This is a genomic window from Sphingomonas sp. UV9 (genome assembly GCF_004101245.1).
GTDB lineage: Bacteria > Pseudomonadota > Alphaproteobacteria > Sphingomonadales > Sphingomonadaceae > Sphingomonas.
Genome location: NZ_SCIN01000005.1, coordinates 109,721 through 120,201 on the forward strand (window position 1 = coordinate 109,721; position 10,481 = coordinate 120,201).

The following is a 10,481-nucleotide window of genomic DNA, read 5'->3' on the forward strand; positions in this document are numbered from 1 at the left end:
GCGCAGCTCAGCAGGCAAGTTCTCCCAATGATGCAAATGTGACGCAAAAATGATGCGATTATAACGCAGATATGATGCGATCTTGCGCGAGAACCCTTATCCAAAAAGCACTGGGGTGCAGATAGGGTGCAAATTAGGGGGCGGACGCAAAAGGGACGCACATCGGACGCAAAAGGGACGCACGTGAACGCCAGTCGGACGCCAAATGTCGATCCCGCTTACGGCACCCAGGCGTGATCGTTCTAGCTGGCTTGGAGACGCCGGCTTATCTCCTGCCTGTCCCCCATTATCAGCAGGGTATCGTCGATAAACTTCTCCAGATTCTGGATCAGATCGAAGATGATCCCCCCGAACAGCAATCGCTGATGGCCCGAAAACCCGTCACGCATTTCCAGCATTAACGTTCTCGCCAATGACACGAACTGCTCGGCCTCCTCGGCCATCCATTCGGCATAAACATCCTTGGAACAGCTCATGCCGGTTGGTCGGTTCAAAGTGATCTCTGTCATGGCCAGACACAGCAAATCATCGAGTTTGGCCGGACCCGACCCAGGCTGTCGGCATTCACCCAGCCCGCCCAGCAATTCCCGCATTTTCTTTTGCAGATCGTCCATCACGATGCCCCCCCGGCTTGGAATGGAGGCACGACCCGGCTGAAGAGCCGGGCGTTCGTAACCCTGCACAAGCACAAGGCGCTGCCACCTTTGGGCAAGCCTTGGACATGCGTGACAGCCACCCGGCCGAGAAGCTCTCGACCGGACTTGTGATCATCGGGGTTACGACGCCCCACGGCCGGGATTGACCGAACCGCAGGTCTATGGTCGCAGAAGGAGACGCTTCGGACAAGCCGCTGCGACATAGACGGACGTTTCGATGATCATCACTGTCATGGTGACATCATAGTGAAATGTCGTCTCCGCACGCAGCCGGTCCTTCAGGATTTCCGTCGGCGTGCGCTTACGCTGCAGGCTGGTGTTACTGCCCCATAGAACGCGAGGCCATGCCGTTGACGCCCGGCTCAACCATGGTCGTCATATCATGTCGCTGCGTGAAATCCCCACAGCTGTTGTAGCGGCTAAAGCCGACATAGGCCGTATGGCACAGCGTCAAGTCCTTGGGTGCACAACTGCCAAAGGTCGTATCGGCTCGCACCGACAGCCAAGGATGTTGAGAATGACGTCTTTGCTGGTTATAGGTCCAGCATCATGGGCAGTCTGAAGCCCTTACCCTGCACCGTGCCGGCAAATTCAATGCAGCCGCGCGATTGTCCGGATTGTGTTCTCGGTCTTCCGGACTATTCTAACGGGATTCATGTGACAATAGGCGACTGAAACAGCAGTACGTCTATCGGATTTCGCAATAACTTATAGTTTCGCCAATGACAAATCATTCAGGTCTCTACCTGGATAACTTTACCTTTGCCTATTTTCCCAGTTCCTTTGTAGCTCTTCGCGCCAACGGTGGCGTCGCGCTTCCCGCCTAATTTGGCGACGGACCGCAGCTATCCAAAACCCCCCACAGGCAATCATAATTGCACATATGCTGACTGCGGGTAATATTGCGGAAGTCATGCGCTGTAACCTGTATAATTCTCTGCCCATACCATACGGCAGTAACATTACCATTCTGCCTAGAACTTCAACCGATTCGGGTATATTTGTAAAACTCAACGGATTTGGTTACGCGAGACTGTGGCCGCTGCACGATAGCTGTTGCGACTGTGCGACGATGCCGATCCTCTCGAAGGATAAGGCCATCCAAATTCTATTGATGGTCAACTGGGGTGAGGTTGCCGACGCCAAACTGCGCCGATGGCACCCGCGGAAAACAGCGAGCTATCAAGCGTATAACAAGCTCTGGTCAATCGCCGATCGGGCTTTCGCCGTGCTTGCGCAGGACGTCGTTGAAGGATTCGGCCATCAGCGCCTGGAGGCTTCGGCCCTGCCGGCGTGCGAGCGTATGCATCGCGAACGACATTTCGGGCGAGAAGAAACCGGCGATCTGCTTGCGGCCCTGGCGGCTGGCGGGACCGGTGGTGGCCCCCTGCCCTCCTATGGTCTGGCCGTTCGGGATATTCGCGGTCGGCGCCTGGCCGTCCGCGGTTGCCTGCACCGTGACAGTTCTTGGGGCCGTGACAGCTCCAGGGGATGTGCGATCGCGCAGATTGGCGAACGAGGGTTTGCGGCTCATGCTGCGACTTTTCCTTTTCGCGCCGGTTTGACGGTCGGTGTCGATATGCCGACCTGTCGACATGTCCACTCGTAGATCTGTCGAACATCGTCGGCGGCCTTGCCGGTCGGCTCGAATTCCATGACCGTACGCCCTTCGGCGCTGGCGTGACGAAACGCGGCGCGATCGGGGATCTGGATCGGACAGGCGGGCGTACCGAAGCTTTCGACCAGTTCGCCGGCCTCCTGATACACGCGTGGCGCATTGGGCGAGCCGGCGGTGAAGACAACGAAGGCGGGCTTGCGCAGCAATTGCACCAGCTTTGCGGTCGTTTGGATCGCCGAGAGATCGAACGCGCTGGGCCGGCACGGGATCAGCACCAGGTCGGCGATCTCGACTGCGGCGCGGGCGGCGCTGTCGGCATGCGGGGGGGTATCGATGACGATGAACTCGGCCCCCTGCTCTTTCGCCTGCGCGACCTTGGCGGCGAGCCGAGGCGGCGGACTATCGATCACTTCGGGCGGCGCCTCCTGGCGCCACGCTGCCCATTGACTGGCGGTCGCCTGGGGATCGGTGTCGATGACGAGCGCGACCCGCCCGGAATCGTGCGCGGCTGCGGCAAGATGCAGCGCCAGCGTCGTCTTGCCAGCCCCGCCCTTCTGGCTGATGATTGCGATTGTCGTCATGTCAGACCCCCTACATGTCTACATGGCGACAAAGCAACAGGGCTGGCAAGCGATCTGGCCAAACCTCGCCCCTGCCCTCTCCTCGACGTTTCCCCCGATCGACAGGTCAGCCGCCTGAAACGCACCGCCAACCGCTTGCTCCAGCTAGGGAGCATATGACGGCGCAGCCGGCATTCTGGGATTTTCCTGTGTCCTTGCGGTTGTTTTGGTTCGACGGTTTTCTCCGGTGGCGACAGGCAAGGACCGACCGGCTAGGTCGGTTCGATATAAGATAAGCATATTAATTTAGGAGCGGTTGCGGATGGATATGAGACTCGCGCTCTCGGCGATCGATCGTTGCACCGAGCTTGGCGAGCATCTTGCCCAATTGCCCCCCAACCGTGGCCGCTGCCATGTCCCGGCAGGATAGTCCCGCGACCATCGCCGCGACCTCGCCGGTACGGTCGATTTCGTTCTGTACCGCATCATCGGGCAGGGGGGCTGGCCGCATCCAGCGCGGCATGAAACCGAGCACACGCTGGGGCAGGGTCGGGCGGTACGCGTTGGACGTCTGTCGATAGCGTGGCCCCGGCCCGTCCGCATCGATCCGCTTGAAGCGGCGCTGGCGAACGAGAAATCCGATATCCTCGAGGATGTGGAGGGCGCGGGCGATGGTCGCGCGGCCGAGGCTGGTCGCATCCGACAGATGATCGTAGCTCGGGAAGACCCGCCCGCGGTTGAGCCGTGCCAGCGTGAGGATCTCCTCATAGACCCGGACGGCAGCAGCGGTCATCGTGACGATCCGCCGCTCGGCCGCGGTCAGGATGCGATCGCCGGCGCGGGCCTCGCGGCGCAGCCGGCGGCCCGCATCGAGCGTCCGGCGGGCGATCCGCAGCAATGTGTCGGTCTCACCCTTGGCCGGTACAGCGAAGAACATTTCCTCGAACGTCCCCGCCTCGATACTGTCGCGCAGCACCGGCGCGCCTGTGCGATGCGGCATGCGGGCGCGCTTGGTGCCGGCATCAGACGCTGCATTGCGCGCGCTTACGCTCGCGCCAGCCTTGCCAAGCGCCCTCGCGGTCGCCTGGCTCAGGGTAAAAACCGTCATCTTCCATCCCCTTGTCGGGGCTGGGACCAAGGCAAAAAGGGGCGTGGCGCGAAACGCGCATCCTTGAACCGAAGTTCGTGTCCGGCTATATGAAGGGGGTCTGAGAGTGACCCCGGATCGACGTTTGGCGACGTCGCTCCACCTAAGCTTGGGATGCCCGGCCTCGTGCCGGGCTTTCCTTTATGGGGTCACAGCCACTCCATCTTCGGTCGTGCCAGCATCAGCGCCGACATTTCTCGATTTTTGCAGCAAATCCCGAAGAGTGAAAGCACCTACGGTTCGTGCTTTCGAGTATCAATTACGAATTACTTTACATTTCGCCGTCGAAAGTTCGTGCTTTCGAGTATCAATTCATGCGCGCATTCGTGCTTTCGAGTATGAATTGCTGTGCACATTCGTGCTTTCGGATATCAATTCCGATGCAAGTTCGTGCTTTCGAGTATCAATTCACGATGCCCGATCCGAATCGGGCGATGCCGATTCGCGCCGCGATTCGGAAATCGAGTGGCGCATCGATCCCCGCGCCATTTCGTGCGCCGCTTCGTGGGCCGCTTCCGTCGACGGACCGATCAACGGAGCAGAGTCGAGCAAGGCCGGGCGCCGGGTGATGACGACCTTGACCGGGTTGCTCTTGCGGCCGCGCTTGACGGTATCGACCACCGCATCGGGGTCGCTGACGGTCTCGATCAGCTCGAGCCGATAGTCCGGGATCGTGTCGGCGCCCGCGATTTGCCGCAGTGCCGCACGGAAATTGGCGAGCGGATTCTGGTAGCCGATCTGCAGCCGGAAGGTCGCGAGATCGATCTCGAAGCCGTCGCCATCGCCGGTCGAGCGTGCGACTTCATAGATCCGCCGTTCGATCGGTCCCAGTTGAAAATACGCCGCGGCATAGTCGAGGACATGCCGATCGAGCAGGATCGCCCTGAACAGCCAGTCGCAGAGCCGAACCTTGACCGCCTTCAACCGCCGTTCGCCGGCCCGCGTCTTGTTGTAATGCAGCTTTGCCTCGGACAACCACGAGAAAAACCCTTCCTCGCCCTCGCCACCCGCCTCGATATTGGTCTTGATCTGCGTGCCCTGGAGCCGTTCCAGCGCCTCCGACAGCCGGCCATAGGAGCGCGCGCTGTGATTGCTGCCGGTCACGCTGAACAGATCGTGCGCGGTGAATACGAAATCCTGCGCGACATCCTCGCCCGCCTCGAGCTTGGCGGCCATCAGGCTGGCGATGTAGAGCACGATCTCCTTGTCGTAGATCGTCGCCACGCCGCTGGCGCTCGGGCGGACCTCGATCGTGACGGTATCGGTCTGGTAGCTGAGCGGCTTCATCCAGGCATTCTTGCTGAGCGCGAAGAACGGGAAGGCCATCAGCGATCGCTCGCCGCGGATCTCCCCGTACAGCGGGCTGTCGAGCAGGAAGAGCTCGCCCTGGGGGATCCTGGACGGCGGCGTCTTGCCATCCTTGGTGCGCTTTACGGTGGGCGATCGGGTCATTGGCTATTCCTACTCGAAAGCACGAACTTTTGGCATCCCATCTCCTGTCATACGGGGCAGGGGGGACGCTACCGCCCTCCAGTTCGTGCTTTCGAGTAGAAATTCACCGGGCCTTTCAAGCAAATCGACTAAATGCGCCGCCTGGTCCTGAGGGGGCTTCGACGCGTCGCACTCTGTCTGGATGTCGACATGTCGGTGCGTCGAGGCTTCGACAGGTGCGAAGAGGTGATAGGGTGCGGCGCGCATTTGCCACGGGTGTTCGCTTGGTCGCACCAGTCCGGATCCATCTCCCCGCATTTGAGGGCGACGGCAACAAAGCAAACATTCCAACATCTCGACGTGTGGACAGTCCGACATATAGACGTGTCGACATGTACGAGTGTTGTCGTGCGGTCGTGCTTCTACCGTTGGCCGATCCGCTTCTCGAACACGTCCGGAACAGGACGGCAACGAAAGGCGAAAGATTTCGCTTTCCTTCGAATCGGCGGTGACTCATAGAATCACGATGCCGATCCGCCCTGAAAACCGCTGGCTCTATCCGATCGACTGGCGGCAAGTGTCGGACACGATCCGGTTCGGCCGCGCCGGCGCACGCTGCGAACAGTGTGCGCAGCCGCATCGCCGCTTCGTGGCGCATCTCGGCGACGGGCGCTGGTGGGACGCCGAAACAGGGTGCTGGCGCTCCGAGCGCGGTCGACGGATCGCGGTCGGCGACCGGTTCGAGCTGGCCGGCGTCCGCACCACCTATGTCGTCCTGGCCTGTGCGCATCTCGATCACGACCCGGGCCACAACATGCCGGCCAACCTCGCCGCCTTGTGCCAGCGCTGCCACATGCTCCACGACGCGGCCGAGCATCGCTGGCAACGCTGGTGGAACGCGTTCCGCCTGCGCGCACTGCGCGACCTGTACGAGGATCCACGCCTTACCCGCGAACGTCTCGCCTTACGTCCTCGATCGGCCCGCAGCGAGGCGCATCAGTCGCGCGCGGTAGCTCGTTGAAACCGACCCTCTGTCCAACTATCGACACGTCGACACGTCGACGTGCCGTCATCGCGACATGTCTAGGGATAGCCGTTCCACGAGCGCAGACGCCTCGGCGAGCCGGTCGAGCGCGCGCGGCCGAACAAGACGGTGGACTCCCGCCGCGTTGAAAAGATCGAGACACTGCCGCCAGTGCGCCGCCTGACGCCCCATCGGTGCGACCAGCTGGCCCCGGAACGTGTTGGCGATCAGCGCGCCCACCGCTTCCGCACCGGGCAAGGGCGCGATCGCGGGCGCATCCCCCCAGCCGAGCAACACCACCGCGGCGAGATCGAAGGCACGGTCCTCGGCCGGCGCATCGACGGGGACGCGGTATTTGTCCATGTCGGCAAGTACCGGTTCCAGCCCGTCAGGGGTCCGCGCGATCGCACCGAGCGACGCACGCCATAGTTTGAGGTTGCGCAAACCGGGCCTCAGCCACGCGCGCCCGTCGCCGACCTCGACTGCGCAGATATCGTCACAGATCACACGGTGGCCACGATGCTGGAGATGCATCGCAATCGTCGACTTGCCGCTGCCTGCCGGTGCGATGAAGGCGACGGCCCGTCCGTCCACGGCGACCGCCGACGCGTGAAGCGGCAGCAGTCCCCGCTGCTGGAGGAGCGCGCCCATCGCCGACCCGAGCAGATAGGCGCGCACATCGCCGTCGGACGCGCCTGGACACGGCTCGACGTTCATCTCGCGCCCGTTGCGGACGAGGAAGCGACCAACGCGGGGAACGTCCATCCAGAAATGATCGGCGTCGACGCGGACCGCAGGCAGGATTTCGGGGGCGTCGGGAGGAGGGGCGGGGGCCAGCTTGACGTCGACGTCGATGCCCCGATCGAAGGCTTCACCCACGACCTCGTCCGGGTGAAGTTCGGGAAGCGGTAGCGCAGATTGCAACCGGAGGCCGAACGCCCGATAACACGGCGAAGAGGGTGGCGAAGAGCAGGGTGACATTCGCCCGGCTTATCCCCCGCTCCATGCCCCGCCAAGGGCGAGACGCGCAAACGGAGAGACAGGTGGACGGAATGACGCTGGTATCCCGGCAACCCGGGATGATCGAGGCCGATGCGGCCGGCGAACTGGTCGGCCTGCATGTCGAACGCGGTACCTGCTACGGCTTCAACGCGACCGCGACGCGTGTCTGGCAGCTGCTGGAACAGCCCCGCACGGTAGACGGGCTGGTCGCCGAACTCGTGGCCGAGCACGCGGTCGACGAGGTGGAGTGCCGCGTTGATCTCCAGGACCTGCTCCGGTCGCTGGAGGGCGAACAGCTTGTCAGCTTGACACCCGCATGACGGCGCTCGCCGGCCTGTGGAGCCGGCGCGGCGAGGCGACGGAAACGGCGGTCGGGCGGATGCTCGACGCCCAGGCCGCGTTCGGGCCGGACCCGGCGATCCGTCGTACGCTGGACGCGGTGACGCTCGGGCGACGGCTCTATCCGCTCGTTCCCGAAGACGATTTCGACCGTGGACCGGTTTTGGGCGGCGACGGCACGCTGCTGCTCGTCGCGGATGCGCGGATCGACAACCGCGACGAGCTTGCGAGCGCGCTCGGCCTGTCCGTCAATCTCGCGCGCACGGCCGAGCCGCAGCTGTTGATGGCGGTCGTCGAGAAATGGGGCATTGCAGGCCTTGCCCGCGTCGTCGGTGCATTTGCCGTCATGCTGTGGGATGCGCGCCGGTCCGTGCTGACCCTGGCGCGGGATCCGATGGGCGAGCGACCGCTGTTCTACCACCGCGGCGACGGCTTCGTCGCGGCGTCCTCGATGCCGCGCGGCCTGCACGCTCACCCCGACATTCCCTATGCGCCGAGCGAGACCGCCACGGCCGACTTCTTGGCGATACTGCCCGAAGGCGAGGAAAGCTTCTTTGCCGGCATCGCGCGCGTGCGTCCGGGTCACGCGGTCGCGATCGATGCGGACGGCATTGCCGAGACCCGGCTGTGGACCCCGGCGCGCACGATCCTGCGCCTCAAGCCCGATGACTACGCCGAAGGGTTACGCGCCGAACTGGATCGTGCGGTCGCCGTCAGACTGCGCCGGATACAGGGGGCGGTGGGATCGCATTTGTCCGCCGGCCTGGACAGCGCCAGCGTTGCCGCCACGGCAGCGCGGTTGCTGACGCCCGAGCGCCTCCACGCGTTTACCGCGGTACCGGGCTCCAGCGCACCCGTGCCCGGCGGAACGATCGGCGACGAGGGGCCGATCGCCGCACGCGTCGCGGCCCTTCACGCCAACATCGTCCATGTCACCGTTCAGGGTGACGGACGTTCGCCGCTGCCGCTGCTCGACCGGCATTTCGATCTCTACCAGCGACCGGTCATGAACCCGTGGAATGCGATGTGGGGCGAGGCGATCAACGACGCGGCGCGCGCACGCGGCGTGAGCGTCCTTCTCACCGGGCAGCTTGGCAATTTCACGCTGAGCCATGACGGCGTTCCCCATCTGGCCCAGCTGCTGAACACCGGGCGACTGGGCGCGCTTGCCACGCTGGCGCGGCAACTGCGCGCGCAAGGCTGGCGGCGGCGACGGATCGGCGCGGCGACGCTGGGGCCGTTCGTGCCGCCCGCCGTCTGGACCTGGCTGGTCGATCGCTTCGGCCATTCGCTGGCGCTCGAGGGCTATAGCGCGCTGCGCCCCGGTGCGATTGCCGACCTGGACGGACGCGCCGCAGCGAGCGGGAGCGATCTGTCCTATCGCCCCTGGCGCGACGGCCGTGCGATGCGGCTATGGGGGCTCGATCGTGTCGACATGGGATCCTACAACAAGGGAACCCTCGCGGGGTGGGGCATCGACCTGCGCGATCCCACCGCAGACCGACGGCTGATCGAATGGGCGCTGAGCGTACCCGACGAACAATATATTCTGGAAGGAAAGCCACGATCGCTGGCGCGGCGCGCCTTTGCGGACCGACTGCCTCCCGAGCTCATCGACGAGCAGCGGCGCGGCTATCAGGCGGCGGATTGGCACGTCGGCGCAACCGCCGCGCTGAAAGAGCTCACCGCGGAATTGGACGGCATAGAGCGCTGCCGACCGGCCGGGGCGTTGCTCGACGTCGAGCGGTTACGCGCGCTGATCCGCGACTGGCCAGACTTTCCGGCGGACGACCCGCGCTGGAACCAGCTGGCGATCACCGACCGCTATCGGTCGATGCTGCTGCGCGGCACCGCGGCCGGGCATTTCCTGCGCCGGGCGGCGCGCAGCAATTGATCCGCCACCTGTGATCCGTCGTCTGCCCCTGTTGGCCGAGGCGCTGGCCATGCTGGCGCTCGCATCGCTCCTGATCGCGATCCTGTCGTTCCGGCGCGTTGCCGCGCTATCCGCAGGCCGCGCGTCGGGAACCCCGGCCACGCAGGCGCAGGCGCGCGCGATCGGCCGAGCGGTTGCCGCTTGGGGGCGGCGCGTGCCGTGGCGGGCGGTATGCTTCCAGCAGGGCCTGGCCGCCCAGTTGATGTTGCGTCGGCGAGGCTTGGCCGCAGCGCTGCATTACGGAGCCGCCCGCGACGAGAAGGGACAGCTGATCGCGCATGTCTGGGTCCGCTCGGGCGACGTCGACGTGATCGGTTGCGAGGAGACGGAGCGCTACGGCCTCTTGGCGGTGTTCCCGCCAGTCTGACCCAGCCCCTGACATAGCCCCTGACCCATTCCCTGACGTCGCGATGGTTGGGCGCCGTCTGCGATGTCTTTTACGCGGCGTCTTTTACGCGGGCGTGACGCCGGGCCGCGCTGCCGCGACATCGGCGTATCCGCCGCAATATTGCGCACCGGGCACGCCGTCGACCATTTGCACGCCGCAATATTTCCTGGCGCGCATGACGACGTCGCGAAGAACCAGCACGCGACCACTACGGAGTTCCACCGTCATATGCCCATCGGGCCCGACCCGGACAAAGGCCGTGGACAAGGTCCGGCGTCCCAGCGCCTCGATGGGCGAGTCCACCGGCTTAGTAGAGGTGGGGGCAGAGGCGGGGGCAGAGGCGGGGGCAGAGGCGGGGGCAGAGGCGGGGGTAGAGGCGGGGG

At 64.1% G+C, this 10,481-nt stretch carries 10 protein-coding genes and 1 pseudogene; 4 read left to right on the forward strand and 7 right to left on the reverse strand.

The features are described from left to right. Positions 1–242 precede the first annotated feature (242 nt). The 5 genes from EQZ23_RS18730 to EQZ23_RS18750 all read right to left on the reverse strand — a co-directional run bounded on the left by EQZ23_RS18730 (position 243) and on the right by EQZ23_RS18750 (position 5,433). Positions 243–617: a hypothetical protein gene (locus EQZ23_RS18730; RefSeq protein ID WP_128455983.1), complete on the reverse strand. Its 375-nt coding sequence runs from the start codon at positions 615–617 to the stop codon at positions 243–245. A gap of 1,243 nt (positions 618–1,860) precedes the next feature. Next, complete coding sequence (locus EQZ23_RS18735) at positions 1,861–2,190, reverse strand: ribbon-helix-helix domain-containing protein (RefSeq protein WP_128455984.1); 330 nt, start codon at positions 2,188–2,190, stop codon at positions 1,861–1,863. Then, complete coding sequence (gene parA, locus EQZ23_RS18740; protein ID WP_128455985.1) at positions 2,187–2,855, reverse strand: ParA family partition ATPase; 669 nt, start codon at positions 2,853–2,855, stop codon at positions 2,187–2,189. The genes EQZ23_RS18735 and parA overlap by 4 nt, the downstream gene beginning before the upstream one ends. Before the next feature lie 280 nt (positions 2,856–3,135). Then, positions 3,136–3,942 carry a helix-turn-helix domain-containing protein gene (locus EQZ23_RS18745; protein ID WP_128455986.1) on the reverse strand — a complete coding sequence of 269 codons (807 nt, stop codon included), beginning with the start codon at positions 3,940–3,942 and terminating at the stop codon, positions 3,136–3,138. 447 nt (positions 3,943–4,389) lie between these two features. Beyond that, entirely contained in the window at positions 4,390–5,433 is a 1,044-nt protein-coding gene (locus tag EQZ23_RS18750) for a replication initiator protein A (protein WP_128455987.1), read from the reverse strand. 505 nt (positions 5,434–5,938) lie between these two features. On the opposite strand from EQZ23_RS18750, the gene EQZ23_RS18755 reads away from it, so the two are divergent. Further along, positions 5,939–6,433 carry a hypothetical protein gene (locus EQZ23_RS18755; protein WP_240663686.1) on the forward strand — a complete coding sequence of 165 codons (495 nt, stop codon included), beginning with the start codon at positions 5,939–5,941 and terminating at the stop codon, positions 6,431–6,433. 48 nt (positions 6,434–6,481) lie between these two features. Here the strand turns inward: EQZ23_RS18755 and EQZ23_RS18760 are convergent, their stop codons facing one another. Beyond that, positions 6,482–7,315 carry a hypothetical protein gene (locus EQZ23_RS18760; RefSeq protein WP_128455988.1) on the reverse strand — a complete coding sequence of 278 codons (834 nt, stop codon included), beginning with the start codon at positions 7,313–7,315 and terminating at the stop codon, positions 6,482–6,484. A gap of 173 nt (positions 7,316–7,488) precedes the next feature. On the opposite strand from EQZ23_RS18760, the gene EQZ23_RS18765 reads away from it, so the two are divergent. The 3 genes from EQZ23_RS18765 to EQZ23_RS18775 are packed head-to-tail and all read left to right on the forward strand — an operon-like array spanning position 7,489 to position 10,077. After that, entirely contained in the window at positions 7,489–7,758 is a 270-nt protein-coding gene (locus tag EQZ23_RS18765; RefSeq protein ID WP_164913523.1) for a PqqD family protein, read from the forward strand. Then, the gene (locus tag EQZ23_RS18770) at positions 7,755–9,671 is read left to right on the forward strand and encodes an asparagine synthase-related protein (protein ID WP_128455990.1); all 1,917 of its coding nucleotides are present in this window, start codon (positions 7,755–7,757) and stop codon (positions 9,669–9,671) included. The genes EQZ23_RS18765 and EQZ23_RS18770 overlap by 4 nt, the downstream gene beginning before the upstream one ends. A gap of 10 nt (positions 9,672–9,681) precedes the next feature. Beyond that, on the forward strand, positions 9,682–10,077 hold the full coding sequence (locus EQZ23_RS18775; protein ID WP_128455991.1) for a lasso peptide biosynthesis B2 protein: 396 nt from the start codon (positions 9,682–9,684) through the stop codon (positions 10,075–10,077). Between the two features lie 84 nt (positions 10,078–10,161). Here EQZ23_RS18775 and EQZ23_RS20095 read toward each other — a convergent pair. Continuing rightward, a pseudogene (locus EQZ23_RS20095) lies at positions 10,162–10,481 on the reverse strand (hypothetical protein); the annotation flags it as partial.

Bases quoted from the DNA above. Each gene is read 5' to 3' on its own strand.
- EQZ23_RS18745 (WP_128455986.1), bottom strand. From the start codon at position 3,942: ATGACGGTTTTTACCCTGAGCCAGGCGACCGCGAGGGCGCTTGGCAAG.
- EQZ23_RS18750 (WP_128455987.1), bottom strand. From the start codon at position 5,433: ATGACCCGATCGCCCACCGTAAAGCGCACCAAGGATGGCAAGACGCCG.
- EQZ23_RS18735 (WP_128455984.1), bottom strand. From the start codon at position 2,190: ATGAGCCGCAAACCCTCGTTCGCCAATCTGCGCGATCGCACATCCCCT.
- EQZ23_RS18765 (WP_164913523.1), top strand. From the start codon at position 7,489: ATGACGCTGGTATCCCGGCAACCCGGGATGATCGAGGCCGATGCGGCC.
- EQZ23_RS18755 (WP_240663686.1), top strand. From the start codon at position 5,939: ATGCCGATCCGCCCTGAAAACCGCTGGCTCTATCCGATCGACTGGCGG.
- EQZ23_RS18770 (WP_128455990.1), top strand. From the start codon at position 7,755: ATGACGGCGCTCGCCGGCCTGTGGAGCCGGCGCGGCGAGGCGACGGAA.
- parA (WP_128455985.1), bottom strand. From the start codon at position 2,855: ATGACGACAATCGCAATCATCAGCCAGAAGGGCGGGGCTGGCAAGACG.